This window comes from Janthinobacterium psychrotolerans (assembly GCF_001677885.1).
GTDB lineage: Bacteria > Pseudomonadota > Gammaproteobacteria > Burkholderiales > Burkholderiaceae_D > Janthinobacterium > Janthinobacterium psychrotolerans.
Map to the genome: position 1 here is coordinate 1 of NZ_LOCQ01000038.1, position 15,252 is coordinate 15,252.

The following is a 15,252-nucleotide window of genomic DNA, read 5'->3' on the forward strand; positions in this document are numbered from 1 at the left end:
GCATCGAGCGCTTGAGCTGCCTGGCGAAGCGGCGGTAGTTTTCGCAGAACTGCGTGTAGCCGTAGGTCTGGCGATCGGCATAGTCGGCGCGGTGCTCCTCCCACAGCAGCATCAACGTCATGCCCTTACGGCGCAGTTCCTGGTGCAGGCGGCCATAATCGGGCTGCACATAGTCACTCGCCTTTTGGGCGCCGACCAGCAGGCGCCGCTCCAGTGCCGCCTCGTCCATGCTTTGTACAGTGAGCCAGTCCAGGCCAGCTGCCGCAGCCAGGCCGGCGTACTTCGTGACCACACCTTTAGACAGGCCAAGTGCATTGGCAATCTGCTGGTGCGACAATTTGGCGTCAAGTTTGAGTCGTAGTACGTCCTTAATTTTACGCATATTGATCCTCGGTGCGGGCACGCCATCTCCAGTCAAAAGCTGGGAGCCTACCCGTTCGGTTGCAAAATGCGTAACGTCATCACTGCGCTGTACAACACCATTCCGGCATCGTGACCAGCGATTCCGGTATCGTGACCGCTGATTCCGGACAATGCCCGAAATCGGTCACGTTCGCCCGGAATGGGCGGTCACGTTCAAACGGAATGGCTGGTCACGATGCCGGAATCACTGGTCACGTTCGTCCGGAATACCCAAATCCGGAAGCCGCTGTGCTTGGCGAAGTCGAGGAAGCCGGCGTGGTATCGGTGCTGGCCGTCGCCGTACACGTCGCGCTCGATGACGACCGTCTTCATGTTGTCGTACAGAACCTTACGCGGTACGCCGCCGAATGCGGTGAAGGCGCGCTCATGGCAGCCGATCAGTGTTGCCACTTTCATGTCGCTGACGAACTCGACATAGCTGGCACGGCTGTAACCCATCGTGGCGCAAAACGCATGCAGTGGCGCGCTGCCTTTGCGGAACTCGACCCAATCGACCTGCAACTGCTCACCTATCTCGGTCTCGAAGCGCATCACCGGCACGACTGGCAATGTCGGCCGCAAAGAACGCATGAACGCGCGCAACTGGCTCAGGCCACCCTGGTAGCCGCGCTCGACGATCTCATCGTGCAACACGCTCGCCGGAATCCAGTTCGGCTGCGCCGCCGTCTGCCGCTCCCGCAGATAAGCCTCATATGGCGCCAGTTTGCTTGGCCGTTTTACCTTGCGTTCGTATTTAGGCACAGCTTCCATTGCCAGATGCCGCCGCACCGTGTTCACCGCGCAGCCTACCTCGGCGGCGATACGCCGCAGACTCAAACCGTGCTTGCTCAATACCTGAATTTCCACACACACCTCCTTGGGTTTCAAAGCTGCTCCCAAAGCAGCCATCTTCTCAAATCGGTGTATCAGTTTTCAATCGCTGCTGTGTATCAGTTTACAACCGCTGCTGACACCCGCCTCAGGAATAAACAACAAGGTTGTTCTGCCCGAACTGTTCAGCTATCGATTTGTTGACCATCCCGAAGCACAGGCTGTGCTTGGACAGGCCTGGTACGTAGTCGAGATGGACCAAGGTCGCACAGTACTAAGGAACTATGTTGCCGAACCAGCATTACATTTGTGCGGAGGCGTCGGATATCACGTCCTCAAGAAATATGATGGAGATACCGTGCCAAAAAAATACGCCCTGCCCATTTTCCTTGTCGGCATCGTCGAACCAATGGCCTACCAGCGCTGGCTGGTACACAAGGCGCAGGCCCATGTGAAGCGCGACCGCAAGCGCGGCAATGCTACTGCGATCGGCGAGGCTTACCGGATCGCTATTCACGCGGCGGTGGGGGAAAGCGGTGGGTGCGACGCCTACAGCGGCGAGTCGCTCGACTGGACCTTATTAGGCACCTACAATAACGCCGACTCTGCAGAGGGCGGCCGGACCTACAAACACGACTTTGCACTGCTGCCTACGGTCGACCATGTTAGCGACGGCCTCGGACCGGCTGACTTTAAAATCTGTGGCTGGCGCGTCAACGATGCCAAACACGACTTGGATGTGCCAGCCTTCCTCGCTGTGTGCCGGACTGTTCTAGAACATCATGGCTTCACAGTCGCTGCTCCAACAGTCAAGCCGCCTGGAGGCGAAGCGTAATGACCAGTCGCTTGCCATGAAGGCGCAGTCAAACTGTGCATTATTCCCTTAGAGGAGCAGCTGGCCGATGCCGAAAATTTGCTACGCGACTCTATAGCTGACCCGGATGACGGTAGCAACAAGCTGGGTGGTTCCGTGGTATCGGCCGTGGCCAACTTGGCCCAGTTAATTGACATGACCCTTCCTTGCCTGAGCCGATTTGGCGGCATCGCTAATTGCGCTCGGGTGACATGTATATAGTTCCTTGATCAAAATTAATAAGGGGGGCGATTATATCGAGCACTTTAGGATAGTGTTTACGACGCCTCGTTTTCTCGCCCCTCCCGATTTTAGTGTCGCTTCGCCATGCCAACGGAAATCGGTGAAATGACAACTGCCCCTTATCCGCCAAAAATGATTTGTCCCAGGATGGGCCATATGTCCCACGTATAGATGGGATGGACATGAAGTGCAGCGGCAATAAGCAGCTTCCCGCCAATTTCAGAGGCAACGAATTGCTCCGTCAAGTCCTTAAAAAGCTTGTACCAATTCAGCAAGGCGGGCGCATTTTCCAGGGCAATTGCGAGCGGGGATGGTTTCGTTTTTTGTGACATAGAATACTCTCCTTAAGGTTGAAAAATGGGCCATACGCTTATTACAGCGAGTGGGTTTTAAATCTCTTCGCCGTCCGCCCTCGGCTTGATTACTTGGCCGGCGTCGCACACGACTACCTGTGCGATTTCGCAGGCTGCGTGCCACTCAAAACTACTGTCACGACTTGCTGTGCGTGCAGGTTTTCACCACATCTTGCCAATCCGACGGTTTGCTGTCCTCTGGTGGGTTTTCCAGCGGATATGCAAGTACTCATGGCAATGACGCGTTGATGCAATCCACTGCCACCTATGTCAAGCGTGGAACTGGCGGCAAGAACAGTCGTCTGTCTCGTCTAGCACCGGGATTTATTCCCAGCGGCTAAATCAGCGCACAGCTGTCAAAAATGATGGTCAATCGGAGGGGAGTAAAGCGAAGTGGAGGCAAGCCAATGAAAGCGATGTACCCGGCAGGTACGATCACTGGCTGTTCATCCAATAGTGGGGGTTGAAGACACTGCGGTAATACGATGGGAATGCCTTGCGGCTGTTATTGCTGTAATGGCAGACTCTAATGGCGCCTATCTCTGTCTATAGTGTGGGTTAGGCGTTGTGTTCTGTAGATTATGCGACTTCTACCGGAGCAGGCTGCTGCTTGTCCATGTAGTGTACCAAAAGGTGCCAAGCGCCCTTTTCCGCAATCTAGTCGTGATTACTCAATTATTCACGACGAGCCCGTTACTAAAGATCAAAGGGATCCTCAAGCATGGTCTTGATGAGCCACTGGACAGCTCCCAAGAGATTGAGTGGTCGCGAAGCATGTAGCGCCATTACGATAAGTACCCAACGCGGCTACGCGGACGTGACGTCCTTTCTCATCTTGAAAGCTATCGCGTTTGACCAACGTGCTGAAAACAAAGATGCCGGCGACCTGATACACGTGATGCGCGACGCCGGCGCGCGGAGCAGGTGGAAGAGGAAATCGTTGAGCGCTACAGATCTGGCTTGCATAACCAGGCGATATTAGATGCATTAGAGAAGTTGCAGAACCGTTTTTGTGACGGCGGTGGAGTGGATGGGTATCTGCGCAATGGACCAATTGCGACTGCGCGATTCAAGTTGGGTTTGGACGAAGAGGATGATGACGAGCGCGTTCGCGAGCAGCGGAACGTGGCCGGACTGGTGATGGCGATCGTCGCCTATGTGCTGAAGTGTATTCACCCGCAAGGATCGCTGTAGAACAGTTGATCGATTATTCACGTAAGCCGAAGTACACGGCAAAAGATTTTAACATCCCTGCCTGCTAGGTGTCACTCTTCAACATTGCGCCAACGTGGGTGCAGAAGCGGTTTTCACTGCGCTTGCCTCCCGTGTACAACTGGCACGAGCAAGCGATTTCAGTGTTGCTGTCGCTGGGCTTCTATAGGGCACTGATGTTGTGACATTTCAAATAACTGCGACATTTTCCAAATAAATGCGATAACAATTCCACAGATCAACATTTCTTCGTCATCAACGCAGACCTGCTAATCCACAGGCGAAGTACACGACGTGACTCGCTGTCCAGTCCCGTTTGATCATAAACGCGCTTGACGAATAGCTCCGGCTTCTTTTGCTGCCACTCTTTGAGCGCCTGGATGGGTGTTTTAGCACCGATGGCCCTTTGTAGAATGTGGTGGTTGTAAAGCTTTAAATAGTTGAGCAAGGTCGTCTCCAGATCGGCCCGACTGTCGAATCGGGTCTGCTGCAAGAGCTCGCTGATACGGCCGTTTAATCGTTAGCCCGTGCCCCCTCTTGCTGACACCGCAGCCGCTGCTTTTAGGATGATTATCAGGCTATACTGAAAGCATTAAAATTCTCAAAATGATAGTTGGCGTGGATAATATTCCTGAGTTTAATCAAAAAATCGGCCGCAATGCGTTGTGCCCTTGTGGATCGAAAAAAAAGTTCAAGCACTGTCACGGACATCACAGCAATCCGCCTGAAACGAATATATACGCGGCCTCGTCTAAAGTGCGCGTGATGAACGCCAAGGGAGAGTGCTATTCTCCATCGGATATGCATTATGACTGCACCCGTGGAACGATTAATGCTCATACCGTATCGCGTTCCGGAAGCCTTGGCGCCATTCAGCGCGACGGACACGTCTATTCGTACGACTTGAGGCTTGAAGCAATTCAAAAGAATGGTGCTGCGCTAACGCCCGTATCAACTGGCTGGAAAACTGCCTCGACTTTCCCTGGATTCTGCGGTTTTCATGATAAACATCTGTTCATGCCGTTGGAGGATCAGCCGTTTATCGGATCTAGAGAACAGTGCTTTCTAATTGCATATCGATCGGTCGCAAGAGAGCTGCATGCAAAAGCCACTTCGGCGAAGCAGACCAAATTGCGGTTAGCGTATGCCGGGAAATCTGCGATAGCTCGAAGTAACATCGCTACGTTCAATAAAGGTGTTGAGCTTGGGCTTCGTGATTCACAGCGGCACAAGAGCCGTTACGACAACGTACTCACGAAAAAAGATTGGTCCCAAGTGAAGGGAGTGCTAGTCGAGTTTGATAATGTCTTCCCAATCCAATGCGCCAGTGGCGTTTTCCCTGAGGCGGATTTTTTCGGTCGCGAAGTTCAGCGTTTAGGATGGGGAAATGATACACCGGATGCGCTTACTTTTTCTTCGTTTGCCGCTGATGGAAAATCATACTTCTTGCTTTGTTGGCTGTTAGATAGTGATGCTAGCTGTGTTCCCTTTGCCGCAGCTATCAGTGAAATTGAGCGTGATGCGCTGCCCGCTGTACTGGCGTCCTATATATTGCAGGTAACTGAGAACTGTCATTTCGCCCCTGCTTGGTATGACGCCCTGACGGATGATGGTAAGCTCTGGTGTAGAGAGCAAAGCATTTCTGGGCACTTTTATGGAAACCTTCCCCCTCCCATAAAAAATTGTGCAGTGCCGTTCTTTGGAGGCATAAACGTGAAAAATATTGTCCACATATAGAGGAGCCTGCGTTCACTACGATACACTTCATGTCGACTGCATCAGACCTAGCGCTCAGAACCGTGGCTGCAACCAGATTTGGCTGTGTCCTTGTGCTCGATGTTCCGACGAAGTCGCCAACTGTTAGCTTAATGTCGATCCGACTGCCAGCGCGGCGGTCACCGTCAATATGTCAGTTCTAGTCCCTTCTGACGTGTGAGTTAAAGGAGTTTTATGTCTTTGCAATCCGCACCTAGAGCTATTCAGAAGTCCACCGGCTTCACGGACTCCGAACGTATGCTTGCTGACTTTTGTGACCAGACTTTCCTAAGGCTGTGGAGTTATCCGAACCCCTTTAAGTCGGATGGGCACGAGCTGTGCGATTTGTTGGCAGTGTTCGGTAACCACGTCTTTATATTCTTTGACCGCCACAAGGTGCTTCCTATCGATAGCGACAAAGACCCCAATGTGCTTTGGAATCGCTGGAAGAACCGCGCTATAGATGCGCAGACTAATACTGCACACGGTGCGGAGCGTTATCTTCGAGGTGGAGGGAGTATCTACTTAGATGGGAAGCGGACAAATCCGTTTCCGCTGGCTCTAAACATTGACACCGCAATCGTCCATAAAATAATAGTCGCGCATGGAGCAAAGGAGGCATGTGAGCGGGCATCCGAGCAGAATATCTATGGCAGCCTAGCAATAACCTACTCGCATCTGGATGATGATGTTTCTCATCCATTTCACGTCTTTATCGACAAGTCAAATCCGGTACATGTTTTTGATAGTCACAATTTGCCTATTGTCCTTGGTGAACTTGATACGGTTACCGACTTCACCAACTACTTGGAAGAGAAGCTACATGCAATTGCCAAGTATGACGTGCTGACCTACTGCGGAGAGGAGGATCTCCTTGGGCACTATCTGGCAAACTATGACAAGGATGGGAGCCGGCACATAATCGGGACAAAAGACGAAGGCGTGACGTGTGTAATGATCGGGGAAGGAGAGTGGCGCGATTTCATAGAAACTGAAGTATTCAAAAACACAAAGCGCGTCGACCAGATCTCCTATTTTTGGGATGAGCTTATACAGCGCACTTGCCAAAATTCAATCGACGGCACCCTTGGGGGCAACTCCGATCTGCTGCGTGGGCCTAGCGCGATTTTTGAAATGGTGAAGGAGCCTCGTTTCGTCCGCCGTGCTCTATCCGAGAAGATAAAACAAGTGGTTGTAGAGTTCCCCGATTCGCCGGGGGAATTAATGCGACAGGTGACGTTGATGCCTTCATCTGTGGATGACGTTGCTTACGTATTTTTTCAACTCAGAGCGTCGGAGGAGCTGCGCGCAACCCCCGAGTATCTGGACAAGCGGCGCATGATGTTGGAGGTCGCATGCGGTGCGGCCAAGAACAAATTTCCTAATTTGAAGAAGGTCGTCGGCATTGGCATGGATGCGCCCAAGTTTGCGGGAGACACGAACTCTGAAGACTTTATTCTGATGCCTTGCGAAGTTTGGGAGAGGGAAACCAAGGAGCATTACGAGAAGTTGAACTCTAAACTAGGTTTCTTTCAGTCGCCGGATCTAAGGCAGTATGAGCAGCATGTAACTCAGTTCGTTGCACCTCCTGACACACCTTTGTATAATGCAGCGCAGTTTCCCAAAGTTGGGCGTAACGATCCTTGTCCCTGCGGCGCGGGCGTGAAATTCAAGAAGTGCCATGGACGGTAATCACCATTGGAATTTGGCACGTCTGTAGAAGAACAGCTATCCCGCAAAAGTTTATCTGGGCGTAAGTTCACAATCCCCAATCGGAGCGGGCAATTCAACTGCATTCGATGATGTTACTTTACACGGCGAGGCCGTTAAGAACTTCCGAACCGGCCAGGGTAATTCCAGCATTGACACTTTGAAAACAATCGAATAATGTGCATGTTGAGTATAATTAAAAATTCATAGGATGATGATGACGTTGCCTACAGTCCTGACCGCACTTGCCCGTGCGACCGTTGAAGTAGCCGGCGTCAATGAGCTGCCGGCTCGCTTCATACTATACCCCCGGTTTGACCAAGATCCATCGGAACTTGCCAGGCGGATTGCTGCGGAACTGCAGGTCTACATGGCGCAGCCTCTCGTTAATACCGATACTGAACGTGCCGTGATCATCGTGACTTTGCCGGCGCGAATCATGATTAAAGGTGCCGAGGCCTATGAAGCCGCCTATGCAATTGCGAACTATTGGCAGTTGAAGTCGGCGGAACCCGAACTCTACACCGACTTTTTCCCCGAGACGGAGGTGGTTCGGGGCGACGGCACGGATGAGTCTATTCATGATGCCTGCTGGGCACCGGCAGACCCACGGGTTGATGCAAACCCCAGGTGGGCGCTCGACATGTTGCGGGTGCCTCAGGCTTGGGAATGGTCGCTCATGCAGGGTCGACCTGCCTACGGTGATGGCGTGATCATCGCCCAGCCTGACACCGGGGTGACAGACCACCCCGAGCTGCGTGACGTGCCGCGCGTCGGCGCGATCGACCTCATTAGTGGCGGCGACACAGCGACCGACCCGCTCGATTACTACGGTAATACCTCTCATGGCACCGGCACTGGCAGCGTTCTGCTGAGCAGATCGGCAGAAAACATGACCGGCTCGGCACCGGGCGCAACCCACATGCCGATCCGCGCAATCCGCAGTGTAATCCGCATATCGCAGCTGAGTGTCGCAGATGCTATTAACCACGCTGTGGACAAGGGGGCCCACGTAATCACCATGAGCCTTGGCGGACTACCGTCAATGTTTCTGTGGCTGGCACTGCAGCGTGCAGTCAAAAACAATGTCATCGTGTTGGCTGCAGCCGGCAACTGCGTAGAGACGGTGGTGTGGCCAGCCCGCTATGACGACTGTATTGGGGTTGCAGGTGTTAACTTCGACGAACAGCGCTGGCGCGGTTCTTGCCGTGGCGGCACAGTGGCAGTAGCGGCCCCCGCGGAGAACGTAATTAAGGCATTAACGCTGCTGAACGGTGGCACGAAGTCTTATCATACCGAACAAGGCCAGGGAACCAGTTTTGCGGTGGCCTTGACCGCAGGTGTTGCGGCGCTATGGCTCGCGCATCACGGCCGGGATGTGGTGGTGTCGGCGGCAGCGGCCCAACACATCCCGGTGCAGGCTCTGTTCAAAAACCTTCTGCGGGCAACTGCCCGTAAACCGAACACCGACTGGGATGAATCCGCGATGGGAAGCGGCATTGTAGACGCGGAGGCACTGCTAAAGGCACCGCTGACGCTCGTGACGGGTGAGGAAGCAAACGAAACGGGGGCAGAGGCCTCGGAAAGCATCCGTAACCTGCTAGATGAAGCGCAGGCTGATTCAGCGCTTGAGCAAGACGCGCTGGATCTTTACGGTATGGAGTTGGCCGACGTGGCACTCGAAGCGCGCCTCTGCTGTGCTGATGGTGCAGAGAGCAACGAAGACGGGCCGTTGCAAGTGTCAGAGCAGCTGCGCCAGACCGTTCCGCTAACCACGCTAGAGCGTTTGGCAGCGGTTCAGCCATGAACCATCTGTACAGTCTGCTTGGAACTCGCCAAGCGGGTGGTGCCGAAGGTGTTAACGAACCTGACTTCGCGGAGCCGGTAGCGTACGATGTCCTCGACAGGTTCGACAAAGCGCTGCGTCTGGCACACGGCACGATGCTGCTTGGAGAGGACATCACGGCGGCCGAGGACAAGGTGGCGCAGCAGGTCGAGCAGGCGTTGAAGGCGCTGCGACAGGATAAAGCAAAAGTGCTGCCTGTAAACCAGCGACTTGGCCTGGAAACGGTCGTTCGGGCTGATGGCACACGGCCGAGCCTCGTGATCACTGGGGATGGGGTTAATCCGGATCACCCGATGGCCGTATGCTGGCGGGAACAACTTGCTGCAACCAGAGAGGCTGTAAGACTGCTTACGGGAGCAACCGCACGTGTGCAGCCCCGCGGAGGCTCGCGGACCAGATTCTTCGGAACAGCCTTTCTCATTTGCGCAGCACCCGCGCGCTTGGTTACAAATCGGCATGTCGCCATGCAGGCGTTGCGGCGCGCAGTCGCAACGCGTGAAGCCGCGGCACATCCGCTGCTTAGCAGTTACCGGGTTCACGCGGGTACCATTGAGGCCGAATTCGACGGCAGCCAGGACAGCAAAATCAAAAAAGTAGTCGCGGTCGAACGCGTAATTCTTCCGCCGTGGCCAAACACGGTGGGTCAGCCGAGCATGGATATTGCAGTTTTGGAATTGTCGCCATCCTCTATCGACAAGATTCCTGAACCGATCAAGCTGCAGCCGTCGTCTGATTTTGAATCGGAAGGAACGATCCACTCTTTCTGTATCATTGGATTTCCTGGCTCGCCAGCACGACGTATAGGCGTCGTCGATGGCATCGATTGGGCATACGTTGACCGGGTCATCTTCAATGAGAGTTACGGAGTCAAACGCCTGGCACCAGGCGTCGTCACCAAGTCACTTGAGAAAATCGACCGCCACGGAGCTGGCTACACGTTCTGTCACGATGCCACAACCCTCGGTGGCAGTTCGGGATCGGCCATCTGTGCCTGGAAAGACGGAAAAAAGATCTTCGGCTTGCATTTCTCCGGCATCGGCTCCGAGAGCAACCGCGCACACGGGTTTTCGTCGCCGGACACCGCAGACCTGATGCGCGCACTGCGAGTATTCCCGGATACCTGAACATGAACAAAGCCATTACGTTCGACGCTAGTTTGGTGCCGTTTGCCAAGTTGAGCGTAGACGAGCAGGACACACGTCTACTTGCTTATTCGAAGCGCAACGTCGCATTGCTTAAGGAGCAGTTCGACCTGCTGAGCGATGCCGAAGTTGCGCAGGCACAGTCTTTCGATGCGCTAGAAGCCGCCTATGGAGATGCATACAAAGCGTGCGAAGAGGCGATAAAATTTGCGCGAACTCATGACCTCACTGCACGCCTCGCGCATCGCATCGCGATAGCAGCTGGCCCCGAGGCCCGTCAGCGAATTCATGCATTCGGCGGCACTGGAGCCATAGCGATCGCAGAAGGCGTGTTCGATCCAAGGAACGGCCTTACCGACACCACTGTCTTGCTCGGCCTGTGTGAAGTCAACCGCGCAATCTGTTTGGTACTGAACGGCAAGAAGGCCGTTGGGACGGGAATGCTGGTCGAAAACGCCCTCGTCTTGTCGGCGGCACATGTCTTCGAAGACCAAGGGTATGTGGACGATGGTTCGAAAGATGCCGAACTAAGCGCACTGCTCACATTTCAGTTTTATGGCCCAGACGGCGTCCAGACCCATACTGCTCGGCTCGCCAACAGTTGGAAGGTTGCCTATGGTAGATCTTGCATCAAGCAGAGCGTCGACGGTGCAATCCCGGCCAATGCCGCTTCGGCACTGGATTACATTCTCGTGCGACTCGAAACCGCAGTACCGGCCAATATCCCTCCGCTTAAGTTAGCCAACCTAGGAAGGATTCCCGAGCCACCATTGTCGACTGAAGAATTGAGTCGGCGCTATTACATCATGGGCTATCCGGGCGGTAGAGACGCCAAATTTGCTATTGGCACCGTAGTTGCGATCCACAATCAGGCTGCGCGCTTGCTGCATGAATGCGATACGGCCCCTGGCATGTCAGGTTCGCCTCTGCTTGACGATTCAGCGCGCATCATCGCCCTGCATGAGGGACGCATAGAAACTCGCGCAGGGGGCCTTCTGCACAATCGCGCCACCATGCTGCGTTCGATCTCTACTGCGATCGAGCAGGCGCGTCTTCTCACCAAGCCGGCACCGGCCTATATCAAGAGTCCGGCCCTGCGGCGCCAGTGGACGGAATACGGTCTGAGCGCGGAGCACTCAGCTATGCGAACGCACTGGAGGCGCACACTGGCGGCCGCTGGCGTTAGTGATCGGGGAGAAATCACGGCCGTGCCGGCGGACAACTTCTACCCCATCTTCCATTTCGCAGATCTGGATGAATGGCTAGATCTTCCGCACGTCGCTCATGACACGCCAAGGGTCCTTTGTGTCGATGGTGCGCCTGGACGCGGGAAAACTTTCGCGTTGCAGTATGCCCTAGCTCGTAATGGTAGCGACGGTACTTACTTGGTGAATTCGGGTATCTCGAGTGGGTCAAGCTTGTTGGATATGCTGGCTTCATTACATCCCAAAGGCATATTTTCTGATGCGACCCGGCCCGCCGAGGGAAATCTGCGTCGCTTCGCCGAAGATATTCTCGATTATTTCGAATCGCTGGCCGCACAGGCGGTAGGAAAGCGGCTCCTAATCGCGGTCGACCTCGATCCAATGGGCGCTTACTGGGAGGACACGTATCGGTTCTGGCGCGAACTAGCTTTGCTGTGCATCGGGCGTAGCGCGTTGCGCCTGCTTTTGTGTGGACCGTCGCAGAATCTTCGAAATGAACTCAACGTGCACAATATCGGTCGCATCGTATGTCCGACTATCGACCTGAATGCTGTCGAACGACATTGCGATTCGTTGGTCGGGCAACTAGATATGCCCGGGGAGTCAGCATGGGTGAAGACGCGTGCAAGCGAACTATGGAACGAGGCACGGATCGGTAACCATGAACAGTACGCCACGTGCGACGCCGCCCGTATTGTTATCCAGGTGCGGAACGAAATGATTTTGAAAGGGAGCGCCGATGAGCCGTGTGGCTGAAACTAGGGTGCTGTACCGCATGATGCGCAGGATGGCCCTTCATGGGTGGCTGCGCCCGAGCGAACTCGCCAACTACACAACACCCCCTGAACGCTTGGCCGAAGTATTTAGGCGGCTGCGCAGCTTTTGTACCATTGGTACCGGCGTACACGATGGACTATGGCGCCTCACAGATGAAGCACGTCGACGGTTGTTTGAAGGTTGGAAGCGCGAAGATTTAGTACAGGCGCTAAGTATTGTCCCGGAGAATTCGGTGGCAACTTCGCTGCAGTGGGCGCTTGGCCTGCAGCAGGACCATGCCGGAACAGCGCCCTCAGGCGACCTAATCAACCGTCGTGCTGCCTTAAACTGGCTCCCGCCACGTTTGCAGCAAGCTGCCAGCGCCGACCACGACGCGTTGACACAGCAGATCGAACGTACGGCGGTTCTTGAGGATGTCCGCACGCTCGTCGGTGAGAGTTTCCTCGGACGCACTTCTCAGCTGCAGCGACTGCACAACTTTCTCAGTAAAGCCGATGTGAACAGGCACTTGGTCAATATTTGGGGCAAGGGTGGCATGGGAAAGTCCACTCTATTGGCCGCTTTCCAGCAAGAACTCAGCGCTGACACCAGCACTTTGATATTGCGTCTCGATTTTGATCGTCCGGACCTCAACCCGTTGGTGCCAACCTCGCTGGACCGTGAAGTCATTCTTCAGATCGGCCGCGAAGTTCCGTCGCTTTGGAATCAGTGTAGAGAGGTACTCGTCAATATCCTCGAATTCACCGCAGAGAGCGCGCGTGAAGTCATGACGCAGCGCTATTCCGGTCGAAAACGCCATGATGGCTCGACGAGCTACGATGCGGGCTTGGCAGAATCAGACATGGAAAGTGCCTACGCTTCTCAGCGTTCGGAACTGCTGCACATCCTGACCTTGGTCCGCCCCCGCATACGGCGGGTCGTGGTGATGTTCGATACCTTCGAGCGCGTGGAGAGCTCAGGCCACGATGCGTTGTATGGCGTACTTAGCTGGCTAAATCACATGTTCAATACCTTGGCCCTGCCAGCCTTGACCGTAATTGCCGGACGTACCCCGCTGGGCGGTTACCGTGATGCATTCAAGGGCAAGCTAGTTGACATGCAGCTCAATCAGCTATCCGTCCGTGACGCAATTGCATTACTGAAGCTCTACGGATGCACGACGGAGTTGGCGCACCTCTTACGGGAACATCTTCCGATTCGGTCGCCGCTCATCCTGCGCCTGGCCTTTGATGCAGTCAACACCAATGCAGAAGAAGGCCAAGCCTTGGTCCATAAATTGCGAACAGGTCAGATTCCAGAAGATCTGCTGTCGGCTTACTTATACACGCGGATCCTGGCGCATATTCCGCACCCGATCATCCGTCAATATGCGCGTGCATCCCTTGCACTTCCCGAGCTGGACGTGAACGTTTTAGCCAACGTCTTGATGCCGGAAGTCGAGCCGGACTCGGTTGATACTCAAGCTGCGCAGGATCGGTTCGATGCACTCGCGGCTGTACATTGGTTGATCGAACGGTCGGGTGAACGGCTACGGCTACGGTCGGACCAGCGTGAATTGGTGCTGCATATCGTGGACAGAGACAGCAGCATGCACAGCACTCTCCGTCGCGTCCGTGCTAGAGCGCTGGCTTACCACAGGCGCGAACCTGGCAGGTGGCACCAGGCTATGGTCTTGTATCACCGAATCATGCGAGCCAAGCAGGCAGGTGTCTCCACTGAAAAGACCGGATACTATGTCAATGCCGTGCGCGAATATGCAAGTGAGCTGGCGCCCTTCGCCGCCGACTTGCCGGATAATCTGCGCATGTTACTCTCTGAACGCCGCCGCGAACAGATCAATCTTGAATCGGCAGCGAAGTTGCTGAGCGCCGCAGAATGGCGACGAATCATGGATGGCATCGACGGGCGCACGGGACGCGGGCAGGAGATCCTGAGCCGCGAGAATCCGCTAACCGCTCACATGTTGTATATCCGGCGCCCAACAGCCCTCGGCTCACTTCCTCCAGCGTATGCTCTGCAAGCCGCATGCGACAGCGCACGCTGGGAAGAACTGACGTTCGACTTGGATGGGGCCTGCGAAGCATTGATGGCCAGATTTGAGGAGGCAGACCGCTGGGGTCCTCATTTACAGCACTTGGCTGCCTTGGTTCGGTACACATTGTTCGAAAATCCAGGTGCAGTGCCTCCAGCCTTGGTCGACCTTTTGAGTAGGATAGTGCCGCGTTGCTCTGCTTACGGCTCAGCCGTATCATTGTCGGACATCTTCGCTATCGCAGAGGTTTTTCATAAAAAGCGGTATCTTTCACCCAAGTTCCTGGATCGGATGCGTCCGAGTTCAAAAACTGACCGAGTGCTGATTCTCCGATCATTAAATGAACACAGGACCGACTTCGGTCAACTGACCGGCGCTGCAGTCGTTCACTTCGACGATCTCGGGTCGGTTGCATCTGTCATCATGGACGGCAGTAGCACGGCCGCAATCGAAGGCCTAGCCAAGTTGGAGGGGAAACGCTGGTCCGAGTACCAGCGCTACTATCGCCAGTTGGGAAAAAGTTGGATCGAGCGAGGAGCAATGGCTAAACCCCGCCTTCACCTTCCCGAGTTCTACCGTCCGTTGCGTCAAGCAATTCTTGACGCGTTCCGCAACGATATGCCCGCTCTTTCAGAGTTCCTGGTGCATGCCACAGAGATCCTACCGGTTGGTCCCATGGAATTCCAACCTGACTTCATCCGCTCACTCACCGAGCGGGATCCATATACTTGGCTTCACGCTTTTGTCCAGTACGCAGATTGGTGCGGAATGATGTTCGACGTCGCTGCAATGGCTATTGCGGCCAAACCGAAACATCAACGAATACAGCGAGTTCTCGCGGTTCTGCACCGGTGGCAATCGGTAACAGATCCGCGTCGAGAATTGATATAG

General features: G+C 54.6%; 9 protein-coding genes and 3 pseudogenes. 8 read left to right on the top strand and 4 right to left on the bottom strand.

What is annotated here, in order from left to right; all coding sequences use genetic code 11:
* Both ASR47_RS02675 and istA read right to left on the bottom strand, forming a co-directional pair.
* Nucleotides 1–382: IS21 family transposase (locus tag ASR47_RS02675; protein ID WP_483790118.1), on the bottom strand; the 382-nt coding region annotated here is incomplete at its 3' end.
* Between the two features lie 242 nt (nt 383–624).
* Nucleotides 625–1,311 (bottom strand): annotated as a pseudogene (gene istA, locus ASR47_RS02680) (IS21 family transposase); the annotation flags it as partial.
* On the opposite strand from istA, the gene ASR47_RS27795 reads away from it, so the two are divergent.
* The gene (locus ASR47_RS27795) at nt 1,280–2,068 is read left to right on the top strand and encodes a hypothetical protein (RefSeq protein WP_245714242.1); all 789 of its coding nucleotides are present in this window, start codon (nt 1,280–1,282) and stop codon (nt 2,066–2,068) included. The pseudogene istA and the gene ASR47_RS27795 sit on opposite strands and share 32 nt — an antisense overlap.
* Nucleotides 2,069–2,448: 380 nt before the next feature.
* Here the strand turns inward: ASR47_RS27795 and ASR47_RS02690 are convergent, their stop codons facing one another.
* The gene (locus ASR47_RS02690; protein WP_065306230.1) at nt 2,449–2,661 is read right to left on the bottom strand and encodes a hypothetical protein; all 213 of its coding nucleotides are present in this window, start codon (nt 2,659–2,661) and stop codon (nt 2,449–2,451) included.
* Nucleotides 2,662–3,606: 945 nt separating this feature from the next.
* Here ASR47_RS02690 and ASR47_RS02695 point away from each other — a divergent pair.
* Nucleotides 3,607–3,876 (top strand): hypothetical protein, encoded by a 270-nt coding sequence (locus ASR47_RS02695; protein WP_150127652.1) that lies wholly within the window; start codon nt 3,607–3,609, stop codon nt 3,874–3,876.
* A gap of 322 nt (nt 3,877–4,198) precedes the next feature.
* On the opposite strand, the pseudogene ASR47_RS02700 reads toward ASR47_RS02695, so the two are convergent.
* Nucleotides 4,199–4,414 (bottom strand): annotated as a pseudogene (locus ASR47_RS02700) (IS481 family transposase); the annotation flags it as partial.
* Between the two features lie 98 nt (nt 4,415–4,512).
* On the opposite strand from ASR47_RS02700, the gene ASR47_RS26340 reads away from it, so the two are divergent.
* From ASR47_RS26340 to ASR47_RS02725, 6 genes and pseudogenes are all read left to right on the top strand, one after another.
* Nucleotides 4,513–5,631: an SEC-C metal-binding domain-containing protein gene (locus tag ASR47_RS26340; protein WP_171898875.1), complete on the top strand. Its 1,119-nt coding sequence runs from the start codon at nt 4,513–4,515 to the stop codon at nt 5,629–5,631.
* Nucleotides 5,632–7,257: 1,626 nt separating this feature from the next.
* A pseudogene (locus tag ASR47_RS28315) lies at nt 7,258–7,341 on the top strand (SEC-C metal-binding domain-containing protein); the annotation flags it as partial.
* A 229-nt stretch (nt 7,342–7,570) separates the two neighbouring features.
* Nucleotides 7,571–9,166, top strand: a complete 1,596-nt coding sequence (locus ASR47_RS02710) for a S8 family peptidase (protein WP_065306234.1) — start codon at nt 7,571–7,573, stop codon at nt 9,164–9,166.
* Nucleotides 9,163–10,329, top strand: coding sequence for a trypsin-like serine peptidase (locus ASR47_RS02715; RefSeq protein WP_065306235.1), 1,167 nt, complete (start codon nt 9,163–9,165; stop codon nt 10,327–10,329). The genes ASR47_RS02710 and ASR47_RS02715 overlap by 4 nt, the downstream gene beginning before the upstream one ends.
* Nucleotides 10,330–10,331: 2 nt before the next feature.
* Nucleotides 10,332–12,308: a trypsin-like serine peptidase gene (locus ASR47_RS02720; RefSeq protein ID WP_065306236.1), complete on the top strand. Its 1,977-nt coding sequence runs from the start codon at nt 10,332–10,334 to the stop codon at nt 12,306–12,308.
* Nucleotides 12,292–15,252, top strand: coding sequence for an AAA family ATPase (locus ASR47_RS02725; RefSeq protein WP_082988688.1), 2,961 nt, complete (start codon nt 12,292–12,294; stop codon nt 15,250–15,252). The genes ASR47_RS02720 and ASR47_RS02725 overlap by 17 nt, the downstream gene beginning before the upstream one ends.